The organism is Allobosea sp. GW822-FHT03F07 (genome assembly GCF_058801345.1).
Map to the genome: position 1 here is coordinate 216140 of NZ_JBXAND010000002.1, position 16820 is coordinate 232959.

The following is a 16820-nucleotide window of genomic DNA, read 5'->3' on the forward strand; positions in this document are numbered from 1 at the left end:
CGGACGCCTTCGCCTCAGCCGGCCTTGGCCGCCCGCGCGTCGCGCAGCCGCGCGAAATCCTCGCCGGCATGGTGCGAGGAGCGCGTCAGCGGCGTCGAGGAGACCATCAGGAAGCCCTTCACATAGGCGATCTGCTCGAAGCCCTTGAACTCGTCGGGCGTGACGAAGCGGATCACCGCATGGTGCTTGCGCGACGGCGCGAGATACTGGCCGATGGTGATGAAATCGACGTCGGCAGAGCGCAGGTCGTCCATCAACTGCAGGATCTCGTTCCTCTCCTCGCCGAGGCCGACCATGATGCCGGACTTGGTGAAGATCGTCGGGTCGAGCTCCTTGACCCGCTGCAGCAGCCGCAGCGAATGGAAATAGCGCGCGCCCGGACGCACCGTCAGATACTTGCCCGGCACCGTCTCGAGATTGTGGTTGAAGACGTCTGGCTTGGCCGCGACCACGACCTCGAGCGCGCCCGGCTTGCGCAGGAAATCCGGTGTTAGGATCTCGATGGTCGTGCCGGGCGAGGCCTTGCGGATCGCGCGGATGACCTGGGCGAAATGCTCGGCCCCGCCGTCCTTCAGGTCATCGCGATCGACCGAGGTGATGACGACATGCTCCAGGCCGAGCTTTGCGACCGCCTGAGCGACCTTCTGGGGCTCCAGCACATCGAGCGGCTGTGGCACGCCGGTCTTCACGTTGCAGAAGGCGCAGGCCCGCGTGCAGGTGTCGCCCATAATCATGAAGGTGGCGTGCTTCTTCTCCCAGCATTCGCCGATGTTGGGGCAGCCGGCCTCCTCGCAGACGGTGACGAGCTTGTTCTCTTTGACGATCTTCTGGGTTTCGGCCCATTTCGGCGAGCCGGGCGCCTTGACCCGGATCCAGTCCGGCTTGCGCAGGATCGGATTTTCCGGCCGCTTCTGCTTCTCCGGATGGCGCAGTTCCGCCGGCACTCCGGCGGCTTCCGCCTTGGGGTTGCCGATATTGGGTCGCGGATCGCGATTGAGCAGGTCGAGGACGAGAGCCATCGGGACAAATCCATCGCGGCGGCTCCAAGGCCGCCGCCCGTCCTCTAGCTAATCGCCCCGGCGCTGCAGGGCAACCTCGCGCGACGCTCCTTGCGGTCGCACGTCATATGCGCCGGGATCATTTGCGCCCGCGCGCAGCGTTCCAGATGACGATCACCACGACGGCGCCGCCGATCGCCGCAGCGAGCGTGCGCCAGAAGCCGAAGATCCGGATATCCATCAACTCGGCAAGCCGGCTGCCGAGGAAGGAGCCGGCGACGCCGACCAGCATGTTCGTGAACAGCCCATGGTCGGACGAGGTGATCTTCTCGGCGATCCAGCCGGCGAGCATGCCGATCAGGATGGTCGCGAAGAAGCCATAGCCCGGCTGGGCCATGGTGGCGGCAAAGCTTTCCATAATGTGTTCCCCCGAAGCCGTCGCGAAAGCGCGCAACCATAACCCGCCGATGGCGGCGCGGTTCCACAGCTCGGCTCGGTTCGCCACAAAGAACGATGCATCGCTCCGAAAGGGAGCCGCAGGTTGACGAGCGAGCCTTTTGGCGGTTCGCTGCCGTTACTGGCACAGGGATGGCTGCGCGATGCTCTCTCCCCGACCATGCCGGGCCATGTCGAGCGAGCCCACGCCCGCGGGTGCTGGCCATCTGGGACCGTTGTGTCCATTGCTCCTGGCGGCAATCCTCGTCGGCGACCCGGTCGCAGCCCAGACGAGCGAGCGCCGCTGGCATGCGACGGGTTATCTCAGCCGCTGGGTCAACACCGACCTTCTGGAGGTGCCGACGCGAGCCGCGACGGGCGACCTGCGCTTCTCCGATGCGAATCTCGCCGGAATAGGCCTTTCGCGCGTCATCGTACCGTCATTCTCGATTCCGCTGCCATTCACCGATTTCGCCTTCCACGGCAACCGGCTCGAAATCGAGGGTCAGGTTCTGCGCCATTTCGGCGGACAAAATCACTGGAAAGCACGCTCGCGCTGATGCTGCGGAGCGGCCAGATGCCCTTGGCCGGGGGCGTCAGCGTCAATTTCGGCATCGGCGAAGGACTGTCCTACGCCTCCGCGCGACCGCGCTTCGAAGGGGCCATCGATGTCCGTCCGACGCGCCTGCTCAATTACCTTGCCTTCGAAGCGGAGTTCACTCACGCATCCATGCCGGGCGTTTCCTTCGTCGCGAGGCTGCATCATCGCTCGGGCGTCTTCGGCCTGATCGCGCCGCAAAAATCCGGCTCGAACTTCATCGGAGCCGGCATCCGCATCAATCTGAACTGAAAAGGATCTTCCGCGTCAGGCGATGAAGCGCGCCAGCAGGACGACCAGGATCGCGCCGATCACCGCCATGGCGCCATCATCGAGCAGGCGATTGCCGGTGCTGACCCGCCAGCCGGTCAGCCTCACCAGCCCCTGCCCGACCAGCATGCCGAGCAGGCCGACGATCGCGTGGCGCAGAAGCCCGCCGCCTCCGACGACGAGGCTGGCGACGAAGCCGGTGACGGTGCCCAGCGCGACGGTCGGCGCGATCACGCGCCAGTCGAGCACGAGGCCGCGACCGGGCGGGAGGATCTCGACCTTATCGTCGGTAACGATGTGGTCGGGCTCGGCGGATTTGCGGGTGCGCGGCGGCATCGGTCGAGTATGCCGGTGGTCTAATCAGAAATCGAGGGGAGTGCTGGGTTCGCACCCTAACCGCGAGTCATCCCGGACGCAGCGAAGCGCAGCTCCGGGATCCATCGTAGAACTCCGGAGCCCTCCGATGGATCCCGGGGCAAGCCCGGGACGACGGGGCGTTTCCGAGCTCGTTTTCACGCCGTCTCTACGCGTTCAGCACCTTGCCATAGGCGTCGAGCACGCTCTCCTTCATCGTCTCCGACAGGGTCGGATGCGGGAAGATGGTGTGCATCAGCTCTTCCTCGGTGGTCTCGAGGTTCATCGCCACGACGAATCCCTGGATCAGCTCGGTGACCTCGGCGCCGACCATATGGGCGCCGAGCAGCTTGCCGGTCTTGGCGTCGAAGATCGTTTTGACCAGGCCGGAATCCTCGCCGAGCGCGACCGCCTTGCCGTTGGCGACGAAGGGGAAGCGGCCGACCTTGAGTTCATGGCCGGCGGCCTTCGCTTTGGCCTCGGTCAGGCCGACGCTGGCGATCTGCGGGTGGCAATAGGTGCAGCCCGGGATCATGTTCTTGTCCATCGGGTGCGGATGCAGCCCCTTGATGGCCTCGACGCAGATCACGGCCTCATGCTCGGCCTTGTGGGCGAGCATCGGCGGGCCGGCAACATCGCCGATCGCGTAGATTCCCTTGACGTTGGTACGGCAGAGCCCGTCGATCGCGATGAAGCCGCGATCAGTCTTCACGCCGGCGGCCTCCAGCCCGATGTTCTCGACATTGGCGACGACGCCGACGGCCGAGATCATGCGGTCGGCTTGAATCGTCTGCTTGGCGCCCTTCTCGTCCTCGATATGGGCGGTGATGCTGTCGGCGGCCTTCTCGACCCTGGTGACCTTGGCGCCGGTCAGGATCTTCATGCCCTGCTTCTCGAAGGCCTTGCGCGCGAAGGCGCCGATCTCGGCGTCCTCGACCGGCACGACCTGCGGCAGCACCTCGACGACCGTCACCTCGACGCCCATCGTCCGGTAGAAGGAGGCGAACTCAATGCCGATGGCGCCCGAGCCCATGACGAGCAGCGATTTCGGCATCTTCTCGGGCTTCATCGCCTCGAAATAGGTCCAGATCAGCTTGCCGTCCGGCTCCAGACCCGGAAGCGCGCGCGGTCGTGCGCCGGTCGCGACGATGATGTGGTCGGCGGTATAAGTGCCCTCGCCCTTGGCGTTCTTGGGCGGCGGCACCTGCGGCTGCTGGGCGGGCTTTTTGGTCGGCGCGACCTTGATCGTGCCGGGCTTGGTCAGCGTCGCCTCGCCCCAGATCACGTCAACCTTGTTCTTTTTCATCAGGAACTGGACGCCGTTGTTCATCCGCGCCGCGATGCCGCGCGAGCGGGCGACGATCGCGGCGAGGTCGGCCTTGAACGAGCCTTCGAGCGTCAGCCCGTAATCCTTGGCGTGCTGGCCGTAATGCAGGATCTCGGCCGACCTCAGAAGAGCTTTCGTCGGGATGCAGCCCCAGTTCGAGCAGATTCCGGCAAGATGCTCGCGCTCGACGATCGCAGTCTTGAAGCCGAGCTGCGCCGCCCGGATCGCCGCGACATAGCCGCCGGGGCCGGAGCCGATGATGATGATGTCGTAGTCGGACATGTTACTGACCCTTCTTGAGCGCCCGAACGGATGCTGCGCGACGAGCGCCTTGGTTCACCGCTTGGGTGGCCCGAGACGCTTCTGCAAGGCGGACAGCGTCGTCGCGTCCCTGCCGAGTGGAAATGGTGCCTCGCTGCGGCTGGCCAGCCCGAAGACGTCGCCCTTGCGGCTCTCCTTCACGGCAACACGCTGCGTTGCATAAGGACTACATTCGTACCCTCCGCCGCGATGGTTCGTCGCCGGATTGTAGGTGTTGGCGGCATAACGGAAGCAGAGATAGCTCAGCTTGATCTGGCCGCGGTAACGTCCCTCCTGCGGATCGTCGATCTCGGCGGAGGCATTCTCCCACAATACGGTAGCCGAGCCGCGCAAGACGGCGTCGTTACCGGGATACCAGAGATAGGTGGTTCCGCCGCGGCTGATGTACTCGATCTGGGGTCCGTGCTGCTGGCTGTAGGTTAGGAATGTTCGATCAGCCAGGAATGCGGCAATTGTTTCGGGGTCGGCCTCCGCCTTGGGTGAGCCCGCGACGAGCGTGTTGCGAGCGGCATAGGCAGTTTGCGTCATGACAGGCCGCGCCGCGAACATGCGCCCCATAGGGCGTCGGAACTGTTGAGCGACGGCCGGGCTGAAGGCGACGACAGGCGGATGATCGCCTGAACTCTCCGCCGCCGAATATGCTTGCCCCGCAGAGCCGGACTGAGCCTCTCGGACGCTCGTGCAACCGCCTGCGGCCAGGAGGCCGACTATCACGAGCATGGCGCGCCGGGCGCCCGTTCCAGCGCCTCTCATTGGATGATCGTTCCCAAGCCCAGTACGTTGCCGCGGCTGTTGCGGATACCGGTGAAGGTCGAGACCGCCGTGCAGGTCACCGTTCTCCCGGAATGCTGGACAAGCACGGCGCTTCGGCCGGTTGAGATGTCCGTATAGTCGCCGAACACGCACACCCCCGGCCCGTTCAGTCCCTTCGGCCGTACGAGGATGCCCCATTTCAGCCGCCGCGTGCCGCGCTCAGGCGCAACCTGCACCGCCTGGCCTGCTCGACCGAAATAGATCGTACCGCGCAGATTTCCTTCGCTGCTGGCAAAAAAAGTCCGGTCGATGATCTGCAGCCCGGCCGATCGCATGATCTTCGCATCCTGCTCGGAGGGTTTGCCGTCCTGCGCGATCGCGCCCACCGCCGATCCCAAGATCAGGACGAACGCAGCGATGCCCCGCTGCATGAGCGCTGCCGACGGAACCGGCCATGTCGTCGCCTCAGGCCGATCAGCCAAGGCCGCCCCAGTCTTCTTCGCCGGCATCGTTCGTCCTCTAGTATGCCCGACGGCGGGACCCGCCGGGCACGGTCGTCGGGCGACCTTCAAACCAGCATCGCCATCGGCTTCTCGATATAGCCCTTGAAGGCCGCCAGAAGCTCGGCGCCGAGCGCGCCGTCGACCGCGCGGTGGTCGGTCGAGAGCGTCACCGACATCACGGTCGCGACCGCGAGCTGGCCGCCCTTGACCACGGCGCGCTGCTCGCCGGCGCCCACCGCCAGGATCGTCGCATGCGGCGGGTTCACCACCGCGGCGAAGTCCTTGACGCCGAACATGCCGAGGTTCGAGACCGCCGTCGTGCCGCCCTGATACTCCTCGGGCTTGAGCTTCCGGGCCTTGGCGCGCGCCGCCATGTCCTTCATCTCGTTGGAGATCTGGCTCAGCGTCTTGTGGCAGGCGTCGCGGATGATCGGGGTGATCAACCCGCCGGGGATCGAGACGGCGACGCCGACATCGGCGTGCTTGTGCTTGAGCATGGTGTTCTCGGTCCAGCTCACATTGGCGTCCGGCACCGCCTTGAGGGCGAGCGCCAGCGCCTTTATCACCATGTCGTTGACCGAGAGCTTGTAGGCCGGCTTGCCGTCCTTCTCCGGCGCAGCGGCGTTCAGCTCGGCGCGCAGCTTGAGCAGCGCGTCCAGCTCGCAATCCACCGTGACGTAGAAATGCGGGATGGTCTGCTTCGACTCGGTCAGGCGACGCGCGATGGTCTTGCGCATGCCGTCATGCGGGATCTCCTCATAGGAGCCCGGCTCGAACAGCTTCTTGACCTGGTCATCCGACGGTCCGGTCGCGAGCGGCGCGGCGGCGGGCTTGGCGGCAGGCGCGGCCGCCGGGGCCGCGGCGGGCGCAGCCTTGGCGCCGCCACCGGCCTTCGCGGTCTCGATGTCCTTCTCGACGATGCGGCCATGGGGGCCGGAGCCCTGCACTTTCGAGAGGTCGAGCCCGGCCTCCTTGGCGAGGCGGCGCGCCAGCGGCGAGGCGAAGGGGCGCTCGCCCGAGGCGGCGGCGGGCGCAGCGAGGGCGGGAGCAGCGGCGGCCGGCGCGGCGGCGGCCGGCGCAGCCTTCGGGACCTCGGCCTTGGGCGCCTCCGCCTTCGGCACTTCTGCCTTCGCCGGCGCAGAGGCGGCCTTGACGTCTTCGCCCTCGGCCGCGATCACGCCGATGATTTCGTTGACCGCGACATCGGCTGTCCCGTCCGGAACGAGGATCTTAGCGAGGATCCCCTCGTCGACCGCCTCGACCTCCATCGTCGCCTTGTCGGTCTCGATCTCGGCGATGATGTCGCCCGACTTGATCGAATCGCCTTCCTTCTTCAGCCATTTGGCGAGATTGCCCTTCTCCATGGTGGGAGAGAGCGCGGGCATCAGGATGTTCACGGGCATGGCTGGAGGCTCGCTTTTTCCAAGGCGATGAACAGCAGGCGGCGGGCGAGGCCCAGACCGAAGCTGAGAGAAACGAGGACGAAGGCGACGTAGTCGAGATGCTCGAGCGCGGTCCCGGCGAGCGTCGCGCCCCGCATCAATTCCGGAGCGAAGGCCTGCATCGTTTCCGGCACCAGCGACAGGGCGCCGCCGCCGGCCATGACGAATGCAAGCAGATCGATACGGTGCAGGCTGAGGCGCGCGCGGGCAAGATGCGGCGGCGTCAGCGGCCGGGGAGCGAGACGCTCCTTCGGCCGGAAGTAAGCAACGGCGCCGGACGCGCCGGCCGCAGCCAGGCCAACCGAAGCGAACATGGCTCCGATCGTGACCGCCGCCATGGCGTCAGGCCCTGTAGCAGACGGCCTTGGCCGCCGCGACGACCTCGCCGATGTTCGGAAGCGCCAGCTTCTCGAGGTTCGCGGCATAGGGCATCGGCACGTCCTTGCCGGTGACGCGGGCGACGGGGGCGTCGAGATAGTCGAAGGCCGCCTCCATGATCTTCATGCCGATCTCGGCGGTGACGCCGGATTGCGGGAAGCCCTCCTCGACCGCGACGCAGCGATTGGTCTTCTGCACGGAGGCGACGACCGTCTCGATGTCCATCGGCCGGATCGTCCTGAGGTCGATGACCTCGGCCTCGATGCCGTCCTTGGCCAGCGCCTCGGCGGCGCCGAGCGCATAGGTCATGCCGATGCCGAAGGAGACGATGGTGACGTCCGAGCCCTGCCGCACGACCTTGGCCTTGCCGATCGGAACGAGGAAATCCTCACTCTTCGGCACCTCGAACTGACGCCCGTAGAGGATTTCGTTCTCGAGGAAGATGATCGGGTTCGGGTCGCGGATCGCGCTCTTGAGCAGGCCCTTTGCGTCGGAGGCGCTGTAGGGCATCACCACCTTGAGACCGGGCACGTTGGAGTACCAGGCAGCGTAGTCATGGCTGTGCTGGGCGCCGACGCGGGCGGCTGCGCCGTTGGGGCCGCGGAAGACGATCGGGCAGCCCATCTGGCCGCCGGACATGTAGAGCGTCTTGGCGGCGGAGTTGATGATCTGGTCGATCGCCTGCATGGCGAAGTTGAAGGTCATGAACTCGACGATGGGCCGCAGGCCGGTCAGCGCCGCGCCGACGCCGATGCCGGCGAAGCCGTGCTCGGTGATCGGTGTGTCGATGACGCGCTTGGCCCCGAACTCCTGCAGCAGTCCCTGGGTGACCTTGTAGGCGCCCTGGTACTCCGCGACCTCCTCGCCCATGACGAAGACGTCGCCGTCGCGGCGCATCTCCTCGGCCATGGCGTCGCGCAGCGCCTCGCGAACCGTCATGCTGACGATCTCGGCGCCGGCCGGGAACTCGGAGGACGCGTCGTAGGACTTCGCCTGGGCAGGAACTGTCTGCGACACGACGGGGGCCGGAGCTTCGGCCGCGGGCGCCTCGGCCTTCGCGGCGGGGGCCGGTTTCAGCTCCTCCTCGCCTAGCGGAACCCCGACGGCGTCGATGTCCTCGCCCTCCGCCGCGATGATGCCGATCGGCGTGTTGACCGCGACGTTCTCGGTGCCGTCGCCGATCAGGATCTTGGCGAGGACGCCCTCGTCGACCGCCTCGACCTCCATGGTCGCCTTATCGGTTTCGATCTCGGCGATGATGTCGCCGGCCTTGACCTTGTCGCCCTCGGCCTTCAGCCACTTTGCGAGCTTGCCCTGCTCCATGGTCGGGGAAAGGGCAGGCATGAGAATGTCGATCGGCATGAGCAGACCCTGAACGGTGAGAGCGCTTCAGATATGGGCGAGTTGCGAGGCGATGGAGCGCGTGCGCTCGCTCTCGACCTCACCGGTGTGTTTCGTTGCGGCCGGCTCGACGAACAGAACCTGCGCCTCGCCACCAACCGTGAACGGAAGGTGCTCGACGCCTCTGGGCACGACATGGAAATCGCCGGGGTTCAGCAGCACCTCCGAGCCGTCGCGGAAACGCAACCCGAAGACGCCGCGCTGGCAGAGGAAGAATTCATCCTCCTCGACATGGGCGTGCCAAACCAGTTCGCCCTCGACACGGGCGATCTTGACATATTGCCCGTTCGCCTCGGCGATCACGCGCGGCGACCAGTGCTCGGTGACGGCAGCGAACTCCGCGTCGAGCGACTTCCCGTAAGCCAAGGCTCAAGCCTCCAGCAGGATGTCGGTGAAGAGCTCCGACACATCCGGCTCGGGATCATGCGTCGCGAACTCGGCCGCGTCGTTGACGATCTCGCGGACCTTGGCATCGATCGCCTTGAGCTCGTCCTCGCCGACCTTGAACTCGCGAGTGAGACGGCCCCTCACCTGCTCGATCGGATCGTGCTCCTCGCGCATGCGCTGGACCTCGTCCTTCGAGCGATACTTGGCCGGGTCCGACATCGAGTGCCCGCGGTAGCGGTAGGTCTGCATCTCGAGGATATACGGACCCTTGCCGGTGCGGGCATGTTCGATCGCCCGGTTGGCGGCGTCGCGCACGGCGCGGACGTCCATGCCGTCGACCTGTTCGCCGGGGATGCCGAAGGAGACGCCGCGGCGGGAGAAATCGGTCTGCGCCGAGGCGCGGCTGACGGCAGTGCCCATGGCGTAGCGGTTGTTCTCGATCACGAACACGACCGGCAGCTTCCAGAGCTGGGCCATGTTGAAGCTCTCATAGACCTGCCCCTGATTGGCGGCGCCGTCGCCGAAATAGGCCAGCGAGACGCGGCCATCCTCGCGATACCAGTTGGCGAAGCCGAGACCCGTGCCGAGCGAGACCTGCGCACCGACGATGCCGTGGCCGCCATAGAAGTTCTTCTCGCGGGAGAACATGTGCATGGAGCCGCCCTTGCCGCGGGAATAGCCGCCTTGCCGGCCGGTCAGCTCCGCCATCACGCCGCGCGATTCCATGCCGCAGGCCAGCATGTGCCCGTGGTCGCGATAGCCGGTGATGACCTGGTCGCCTTCCTTCGACGCCATCTGCATGCCGACGACGACGGCTTCCTGGCCGATATAGAGGTGGCAGAAGCCGCCGATCAGGCCCATGCCGTACATCTGGCCCGCCTTCTCCTCGAAGCGGCGGATCAGCAGCATCTCGCGATAGGCGTGGAGATCTTCGTCCTTGCTGAAGACCGGGATATTGCTGGGCGCGGGCCCCGTCGCCTTCTCGGTTCCGGACTTTCCGGGACGCGCCTTGGCCGGCTTTGCGGCGGCTTTGGCTTGGGCGGGAGCTTTCGTCTTGCGCGCGGCAACGGCCATCGGCGGTCCTCCAAGGAACATACGACCTTGGTTGTAGAGGATCGCAAAACCCTTGGCGAGGCGGCTATCTCGCAATGCAGCATAAGCTAAGCCGCTGCAATCAATATGCTATTCGAAAATAACTGGAATCCAGTTAATCGATACGCATGGGACTATTTGCCGGCGCTTTTCCGACAAAGCTCAGCGACCCATCAGGACGACGTCGTTGCGGTGGACCCGGCCGAGACTGTCGCGAGCCCGCTCCTCCAGCACATCGCGGTCGACGGCCTCGTCGCGCACGAGCGCGAGGCGCTGCTCCCAGAGCTTGCGCTCGGCGGTCAGGCCGGCAAGCTCGGTCTCCATCTCGCGCAGCGAGCCCTGCAAGGTATCGCGCGCCTCAAGGCCGCGCGCGCCATGCTGGGCATGGAACATGAAATAGCTCACGGCGGCGCCCGACACGAGGTAGAGCGCGAGCGCGATGAGGACGGATCTGACGCCACGGCGGATGACCATGCCGGGGAGGCTATGCCGGGTTGGTTTATCGCGGGTTAACGCCGAGCGGCCCGACCGGGCGTGGGACGCCTGCTCTCCGATGCTTTCCTGGGGGCAGGCTTTCGCCACGGTTGACCCGCAGGCGGCACCTCCTTATGTCAGCGCCCCAGTGAGGGCGGGTAGCTCAGTGGTAGAGCACGTGACTTTTAATCATGTGGTCGAGGGTTCGATCCCCTCCCCGCTCACCACGGCCCTCCGGAAAACCGAACATCTTGCAGCCTGAAGCGTCCTGCCGCAGTCAGCTCCGCTCTCAGCCGAGACGACGCACCGGCGCGCGACCGCCAGGCGGCAACGCCGGTTCCAGCGACCTGTAGCGATAAGCCCGATATCCGGCCTCGCCCAGGCCCAGCGCAGGCCAGCCGGGATCGGCATAGGCCCGCAACTCCCAGCAGCGATGACGGGCGCGCTCGGCATCCGAGGTGGCATCGGCGCAGTGCGACACTTGTGAACGCTGCCAGAAGGCCTGCGACGGCGAGGCAGCCGCGACGCCGGAAAAAGCCAGCGCCAGTGTGAAGATCGATCTGATCATGGCAGCGCGCTCCAGGGCAAAGCCGTTTCCCGGCCCGAGACAACATTCACGAATCGCGCAGGCAAGTCTTGAGGAAGACTTAAATGCGCGACCAAATGCGGAACCGGACGCGGCTCCGTGGGTAATTCCGTTGTGGGCCGATGCCCCTTCCGGAGAATGGCGATGCGAACCAGGATCGAGTACGGCGTGCATGCGGGCGAACCCGATCGGGCCCATATCAGGATCGAGACGGTCGAGGACTACGAACGCGCAACGCGGCGGATCGCGGCGCTCGACGGCGCCACGCGCAGCGATGGCGACGAGCGCGAGCGCAACGCCCTGATCGAGGCCGTAAAGCGATGGGACGGCAAGCACGACGACGCCACGCGCTGGCAGGACTGAGCTGGCAAGATTGAACCGGAAGGACTGGCCCGTGAAAGAGCCCATCATCATCCACACCGATGAAGACTATGAGCGCGCCCAGCGGCGGGTCGAAGAGTTGAACGCCGCGCCGGAGAGCGCCGAGAAGGAGCGTGAGCTCGCCGCTCTGGCCGAGGCGATGCTGGCATTCGAGCTCAGGCTCGACGAAGCACAGGAGTGAAAGCCCGACGGGTAGGCCAGCCCGCCCTCCGCGGGCCCTCACATGTCGTTGCTGGCATTGAGTTCTTCGGGCCGCATGCCTTCATCGACCGGCGGAAGCAGCGCCCCTGGCTGCGTCGCGGCCCAGGCTGCGACGATCTCCGACAGCATCTGTTCGCGCGTCAGACCAAATCGGCGCTCGTGAATGTGGCGGTCGAGCGCGGCCAGTTCCGCTTCGGTCAGATGAATCGTCAGGCTGGCTCCAGGCATCCGCTTCTCCTCGCATTCAGCGTAAAGGGTAATCGTATCATGACTTCCCGAGGAACGCTGCGAAATCTCGCGCGTTCCCAGTCACGGGCCGTGGCGGCGGCGACATCGCCCCGACTGCCGCAAGTGTCGGAGCGTACCGACAGCATACGGTAACAATCCGTCGTGCCTGCAGCAGCGCGCCTTTTTCTACGCGTAGTGATTTTATGAGGCGATACCGGAAACAAAAACATGACCTGAACGTTTGATGTCCAAGCCGCTGTGAGGCGGATACTGAAGGAGGACATCATGTTCAAACGTCATTTTGCCGCAACCTCGCTCGGTTTTGCCCTGCTCACCGCGACCGCTATCGCTCAGACCAGCGCGCCTTCGCCGAGCGCCCCCGCCCCGAGCGCTCCTGCGGCGAAGCCCGCTCCAGCGACCGAAACCATGAAGGTTCCGGAAAATAACCTGGCCGGCCAGGGCAAGTGGCGCGCGACCAAGCTGATCGGCGTCGACGTCTACGGCCCCGACAACAAGAAGGTCGGTGACATCACTGAAGTGCTCTTCGACAAGACCGGCAAGATCGAGATGGTCACCGTCGGCGTCGGCGGCTTCCTGGGCATCGGCTCGAAGGATGTCGCGATCCCGTTCGAGCAGGTGAGCTTCAGCGACCAGCCCCTGCCGAGCGCGGCGCCTGCCCCGGCTCCGTCGGGCGGCAGCAGCACCTCGGGCGGGTCGATGACCACGCCTCCGACCGCCTCGGCTCCCAGGGCGCCGGCGATGTATCCGGACCACGGCAAGATCAACATGACCAAGGAGCAGCTGACCGCCGCTCCGGCCGTGACCTACGCCGGAAACTGACCCGGAAGGGCAACGCTTCTCGAAACCCGAAGAATTAGGTCTCGGGTGAGTTGAGTCTGCGAGTTGCTAGCGTAACGGCCCGCCTTCCCCGGAAGGCGGGCCGTATCCGCCTTAGCTCGACGGCGCGTCGCTCTTCGCCTCCTCGCTCACCAGCCGCATCAGCGCCTCCGGCAGATCATCCGCGATCAGCCCGAACCCGAGCTCTTCTCCGGCGCGGCCATGCAGCCAGACAGCGGCGCAGCCCGCCTCGAAGGCGGGCATGCCCTGGGCCAGAAGGCCCGCGATCAACCCGCCGAGGACATCGCCGGAACCTGCCGTCGCCAGGGCTGCCGAGCCGGTCGTGTTGATCGCGGCCCGGCCGTCCGGCGAGGCGATCACCGTATCGGCGCCCTTGAGAACCATGACGGCCCCCGAACGGGCAGCGGCGAGGCGCGCCCTGTCGAGCTTGGACGCGGCGCCCGCGATCTCCGGCACGTTCCCGAACAGGCGCTCGAACTCCCCTTCATGGGGTGTCAGCACGCAAGACGCACCGCGTCGCTCGATCAGGCGACGCAGGCCGCCGGTTCGCGCCACGAGAGTCAACGCATCGGCGTCGAGCACGGCCGGAACGGCCGCTCGCAGCACGGCCTGAACGGCCTCCCGTGCGTTCAGATCGAGCCCGAGCGCCGGGCCGATCAGCACTGCGGCCAATCTCGGCTCGCCCAGCAGGTCTGCGAGGTCGTCGAGATCCGCGACCGGGCGCTGCATCAGCGCATCGGGGCCGCGCGCGGCATGCGCCGCCAGAGCCTCGGGGCGGCAGGCGATGGTGACAAGGCCCGCACCGATCCGAAGTGCGGCACGCGCGCCCAGCCGGGGCGCGCCGACCCCTGTCAGTCCGCCGGCAACGGCGAGAACCGCGCCGCGGCGGTATTTGTGGGTATCGACCGCATGGGACGGCCAACTACGGCGCCATAGGCCCGGAGCATTGCAGAAGGTCGTGGCTGGGCGCTCCGCGGTGAAGACGAGATCCGCCGCAATGCCGATATCGGCGAGCGTCACCACTCCACAGAGCGAACGGCCCGGCTGGAGCAGATGTCCCGGCTTCAGCCGAAAGAAGGTCACGGTCTCGGTCGCGCGGATCACCCCGCCCTCGCCGCGTCCGGTGTCTCCCGAGAGCCCGCTCGGCACATCGACCGCTACGACCGGGAGCCCCGAGGCGTTGACGGCTGCGACGAGAGCGGCAACCGGGCCCTCGAGCGGCCGGCTGAGGCCGGCGCCGAACAGGGCGTCGACGATCAGATCATGATCGCGTGGCTGCAGCCCGGCGATCGGCTCGACCGGACCGGCCCAGAGCCGCGCCATAATGGCGGCGTCGCCGGTCAGCCTCGATCGCTCGCCCGCCAGGGCCAGGGTGACGCGTCGGCCGCGCTCCTGCAGCAGCCGGGCGGCGACGAAACCGTCTCCGCCATTGTTGCCGGGTCCGCACAGCACGAGGATGCGGGCGCCAAAGGGCGCGCGCCTGTCGACAGCCTCCGCCACGGCCTGGCCCGCGCGTTCCATCAGCATGTGGCCCGGCGTTCCAGCGGCCATCGCCGTTTGATCGGCCACGGCCATGCCGGCGACGTCGAGCAGGGCGAGTTCCATCGAGGCGGGCGCTTGCATGACCGCATCATCAGAGAGCCCTCGCGTCGGAGCAAGTCCAGGGCGGCGAAGCTAAGAAATGATTACCGATTAGGCATTTGGTTATTTTATCATCTGTTTTCTGCCCTATCATCGGGCGCCCGCTACCGCGCTGCCGCATGGCGGGAGGAATGCGCCGATGCTATGAGCAGTCTAAGGATGATTTTTGCCGTCCCGCGGCAGGCGAGCGGGCCGGCGGACCCAGATATTCCGGGCGTTCGTCCGGAATCGGGTTGGCGCGCAGAGGAGGCCGGTCGGCGCATGAAGAAGATCGAAGCGATCATCAAGCCGTTCAAGCTGGACGAGGTGAAGGAGGCGCTTCAGGAGGTCGGCCTGCAGGGCATCACCGTTCTGGAGGCCAAGGGCTTCGGGCGGCAGAAGGGCCATACCGAACTCTATCGCGGCGCCGAATACGTCGTCGACTTCCTGCCGAAGGTCAAAATCGAGATCGTGCTCGCCGACGAGATGGTCGAAGGCGCCATCGAGGCGATCATGAAAGCCGCCCAGACCGGGCGCATCGGCGATGGCAAGATTTTTGTATCGACGGTGGAGGGGGCGATCCGCATCCGTACCGGAGAAACCGGCGCGGACGCGATCTGAGGGCTCATCCCGACCCGAAAGTTCGGCGTCCCGGCGGTCGGAAGACCCCGCGGATCGTTATGAGTTGAGAAACGACCATAAGAGGAATGCTGAGATGAAGAACGCCAAGGATGTCCTGAAGGCGATCAAGGACAACGACGTCAAGTATGTGGACTTCCGCTTCACCGACCCGCGCGGCAAGTGGCAGCATGTGACCTTCGACGTCACCATGATCGACGAGGACATCTTCGCCGAAGGCACGATGTTCGACGGCTCCTCGATCGCCGGCTGGAAGGCGATCAACGAATCCGACATGCTGCTGATGCCCGACCCGACGACGGCCGTGATGGACCCGTTCTTCTCGGCGGCGACGATGGTCATCACCTGCGACGTGCTCGAGCCGGCCACCGGCGAGCCCTATGGCCGCGATCCGCGCGGCATCGCCAAGAAGGCCGAGGCCTATCTCAAGTCGACCGGCATCGGCGACACCATCTATGTCGGCCCCGAGGCCGAGTTCTTCGTCTTCGACGACGTCAAGATCTCCGCCGACCCCTACAACACGGGCTTCAAGCTCGACAACGTCGAGCTGCCGATCAACGGCCAGACCGAATACGAGGGCGGCAACCTCGGCCACCGCATCGCCACCAAGGGCGGCTACTTCCCCGTCCCGCCGCAGGATTCGGCGCAGGACATGCGCGGCGAGATGCTGGCTGCCATGGCCGCCATGGGCGCCAAGGTCGAGAAGCACCACCACGAGGTCGCCTCGGCCCAGCACGAGCTCGGCCTGAAGTTCGACACCCTGACCCACATGGCCGACACCATGCAGGTCTACAAATACGCGATCCACAACGTCGCGCAGAGCTACGGCAAGACCGCGACCTTCATGCCGAAGCCGGTTTATGGCGACAACGGCTCGGGCATGCACGTCCACCAGTCGATCTGGAAGAACGGCAAGCCGACCATGGCCGGCAACAAGTATGCCGACCTGTCGCAGGAATGCCTGTGGTACATCGGCGGCATCATCAAGCACGCCAAGTCCCTGAACGCCTTCACCAACCCGTCGACGAACTCCTACAAGCGCCTCGTCCCGGGCTATGAGGCTCCGGTGCTGCTCGCCTATTCGGCGCGCAACCGTTCGGCCTCCTGCCGTATTCCGTGGACGACCTCGCCGAAGGCCAAGCGCGTCGAAGTCCGCTTCCCCGACCCGATGGCGAACCCCTATCTCGCCTTCGCCGCCATGCTGATGGCCGGCCTCGACGGCATCATCAACAAGATCGATCCGGGTCCGGCCATGGACAAGGATCTCTACGACCTGCCGCCGCGCGAGCTGAAGAAGATCCCGACGGTCTGCGGTTCGCTGCGCGAGGCGCTGGAGTCGCTCAAGAAGGACAACGCCTATCTCAAGGCCGGCGGCGTCTTCAACGATGACTTCATCGAGAGCTATATCGAGCTTAAGATGCAGGACGTGGCGAAGTTCGAAATGACGCCGCACCCGGTCGAGTTCGCGATGTACTACTCCTATTGAGGATTTCGGCTGGCCCGAAGGGCCGGTCGCGAGCTTCCTCCCGACCGTGCGTTTCGCGGTCTAACTCACCAGCCGGGGCGGCGACGCC

22 protein-coding genes and 1 tRNA gene are annotated in these 16820 nt (G+C 65.9%); 8 read left to right on the top strand and 15 right to left on the bottom strand.

Features of this window, described 5'->3' with window-relative positions:
• Positions 1-14 precede the first annotated feature (14 nt).
• Positions 15-1019, bottom strand: coding sequence for a lipoyl synthase (lipA, locus tag AC1RMY_RS09570; RefSeq protein WP_492863801.1), 1005 nt, complete (start codon positions 1017-1019; stop codon positions 15-17).
• Positions 1020-1137: 118 nt separating this feature from the next.
• A complete protein-coding gene (locus tag AC1RMY_RS09575) occupies positions 1138-1416 on the bottom strand; it encodes a GlsB/YeaQ/YmgE family stress response membrane protein (protein ID WP_492863803.1) in 279 nt (92 codons plus the stop codon).
• Between the two features lie 262 nt (positions 1417-1678).
• Here AC1RMY_RS09575 and AC1RMY_RS09580 point away from each other — a divergent pair, with 262 nt between their 5' ends.
• Both AC1RMY_RS09580 and AC1RMY_RS09585 read left to right on the top strand, forming a co-directional pair.
• Entirely contained in the window at positions 1679-1993 is a 315-nt protein-coding gene (locus AC1RMY_RS09580) for a hypothetical protein (protein ID WP_492863804.1), read from the top strand.
• Between the two features lie 17 nt (positions 1994-2010).
• Positions 2011-2283, top strand: coding sequence for a hypothetical protein (locus AC1RMY_RS09585; RefSeq protein ID WP_492863805.1), 273 nt, complete (start codon positions 2011-2013; stop codon positions 2281-2283).
• Between the two features lie 15 nt (positions 2284-2298).
• Here AC1RMY_RS09585 and AC1RMY_RS09590 read toward each other — a convergent pair whose 3' ends face one another.
• From AC1RMY_RS09590 to AC1RMY_RS09635, 10 genes are all read right to left on the bottom strand, one after another.
• Positions 2299-2637, bottom strand: a complete 339-nt coding sequence (locus tag AC1RMY_RS09590) for a GlsB/YeaQ/YmgE family stress response membrane protein (protein ID WP_492863807.1) — start codon at positions 2635-2637, stop codon at positions 2299-2301.
• Positions 2638-2824: 187 nt separating this feature from the next.
• Positions 2825-4264 carry a dihydrolipoyl dehydrogenase gene (gene lpdA / locus AC1RMY_RS09595; RefSeq protein WP_492863809.1) on the bottom strand — a complete coding sequence of 480 codons (1440 nt, stop codon included), beginning with the start codon at positions 4262-4264 and terminating at the stop codon, positions 2825-2827.
• A 54-nt stretch (positions 4265-4318) separates the two neighbouring features.
• Positions 4319-4831, bottom strand: a complete 513-nt coding sequence (locus AC1RMY_RS09600) for a hypothetical protein (protein WP_492863811.1) — start codon at positions 4829-4831, stop codon at positions 4319-4321.
• Positions 4832-5052: 221 nt separating this feature from the next.
• Positions 5053-5565: a hypothetical protein gene (locus tag AC1RMY_RS09605; protein WP_492863813.1), complete on the bottom strand. Its 513-nt coding sequence runs from the start codon at positions 5563-5565 to the stop codon at positions 5053-5055.
• A gap of 59 nt (positions 5566-5624) precedes the next feature.
• Positions 5625-6962: a pyruvate dehydrogenase complex dihydrolipoamide acetyltransferase gene (locus AC1RMY_RS09610; RefSeq protein ID WP_492863815.1), complete on the bottom strand. Its 1338-nt coding sequence runs from the start codon at positions 6960-6962 to the stop codon at positions 5625-5627.
• Positions 6953-7339 (bottom strand): hypothetical protein, encoded by a 387-nt coding sequence (locus AC1RMY_RS09615; RefSeq protein WP_492863817.1) that lies wholly within the window; start codon positions 7337-7339, stop codon positions 6953-6955. Before AC1RMY_RS09615 ends, AC1RMY_RS09610 begins: the two co-directional genes overlap by 10 nt.
• A 4-nt stretch (positions 7340-7343) precedes the next feature.
• A complete protein-coding gene (locus tag AC1RMY_RS09620) occupies positions 7344-8741 on the bottom strand; it encodes a pyruvate dehydrogenase complex E1 component subunit beta (protein ID WP_492863819.1) in 1398 nt (465 codons plus the stop codon).
• 27 nt (positions 8742-8768) lie between these two features.
• A complete protein-coding gene (locus tag AC1RMY_RS09625) occupies positions 8769-9146 on the bottom strand; it encodes a cupin domain-containing protein (RefSeq protein WP_492863821.1) in 378 nt (125 codons plus the stop codon).
• A 3-nt stretch (positions 9147-9149) separates the two neighbouring features.
• Positions 9150-10241, bottom strand: coding sequence for a pyruvate dehydrogenase (acetyl-transferring) E1 component subunit alpha (pdhA, locus tag AC1RMY_RS09630; RefSeq protein WP_492863823.1), 1092 nt, complete (start codon positions 10239-10241; stop codon positions 9150-9152).
• Between the two features lie 180 nt (positions 10242-10421).
• Positions 10422-10733 (bottom strand): FtsB family cell division protein, encoded by a 312-nt coding sequence (locus tag AC1RMY_RS09635; protein WP_492863825.1) that lies wholly within the window; start codon positions 10731-10733, stop codon positions 10422-10424.
• A gap of 152 nt (positions 10734-10885) precedes the next feature.
• On the opposite strand from AC1RMY_RS09635, the gene AC1RMY_RS09640 reads away from it, so the two are divergent.
• Positions 10886-10960, top strand: a tRNA-Lys gene (locus AC1RMY_RS09640).
• Between the two features lie 62 nt (positions 10961-11022).
• Here AC1RMY_RS09640 and AC1RMY_RS09645 read toward each other — a convergent pair.
• Positions 11023-11301, bottom strand: coding sequence for a hypothetical protein (locus AC1RMY_RS09645; protein WP_492863827.1), 279 nt, complete (start codon positions 11299-11301; stop codon positions 11023-11025).
• A gap of 162 nt (positions 11302-11463) precedes the next feature.
• Between AC1RMY_RS09645 and AC1RMY_RS09650 the strand changes: the two genes are divergently transcribed.
• The gene (locus AC1RMY_RS09650; protein WP_492863828.1) at positions 11464-11682 is read left to right on the top strand and encodes a hypothetical protein; all 219 of its coding nucleotides are present in this window, start codon (positions 11464-11466) and stop codon (positions 11680-11682) included.
• Positions 11683-11713: 31 nt separating this feature from the next.
• Positions 11714-11881, top strand: a complete 168-nt coding sequence (locus tag AC1RMY_RS09655; RefSeq protein ID WP_492863830.1) for a hypothetical protein — start codon at positions 11714-11716, stop codon at positions 11879-11881.
• A gap of 38 nt (positions 11882-11919) precedes the next feature.
• Here AC1RMY_RS09655 and AC1RMY_RS09660 read toward each other — a convergent pair whose 3' ends face one another.
• A complete protein-coding gene (locus tag AC1RMY_RS09660) occupies positions 11920-12129 on the bottom strand; it encodes a hypothetical protein (RefSeq protein WP_492863832.1) in 210 nt (69 codons plus the stop codon).
• A 285-nt stretch (positions 12130-12414) separates the two neighbouring features.
• On the opposite strand from AC1RMY_RS09660, the gene AC1RMY_RS09665 reads away from it, so the two are divergent.
• Positions 12415-12969 (top strand): PRC-barrel domain-containing protein, encoded by a 555-nt coding sequence (locus AC1RMY_RS09665; RefSeq protein WP_492863834.1) that lies wholly within the window; start codon positions 12415-12417, stop codon positions 12967-12969.
• A gap of 111 nt (positions 12970-13080) precedes the next feature.
• On the opposite strand, the gene AC1RMY_RS09670 is transcribed toward AC1RMY_RS09665, so the two are convergent.
• Complete coding sequence (locus AC1RMY_RS09670) at positions 13081-14610, bottom strand: NAD(P)H-hydrate dehydratase (RefSeq protein ID WP_492863836.1); 1530 nt, start codon at positions 14608-14610, stop codon at positions 13081-13083.
• A gap of 279 nt (positions 14611-14889) precedes the next feature.
• Between AC1RMY_RS09670 and AC1RMY_RS09675 the strand changes: the two genes are divergently transcribed.
• A complete protein-coding gene (locus tag AC1RMY_RS09675; protein WP_054207854.1) occupies positions 14890-15228 on the top strand; it encodes a P-II family nitrogen regulator in 339 nt (112 codons plus the stop codon).
• Between the two features lie 94 nt (positions 15229-15322).
• Positions 15323-16732, top strand: a complete 1410-nt coding sequence (gene glnA, locus AC1RMY_RS09680; protein ID WP_492863838.1) for a type I glutamate--ammonia ligase — start codon at positions 15323-15325, stop codon at positions 16730-16732.
• The last annotated feature ends 88 nt before the right edge of the window (positions 16733-16820 follow it).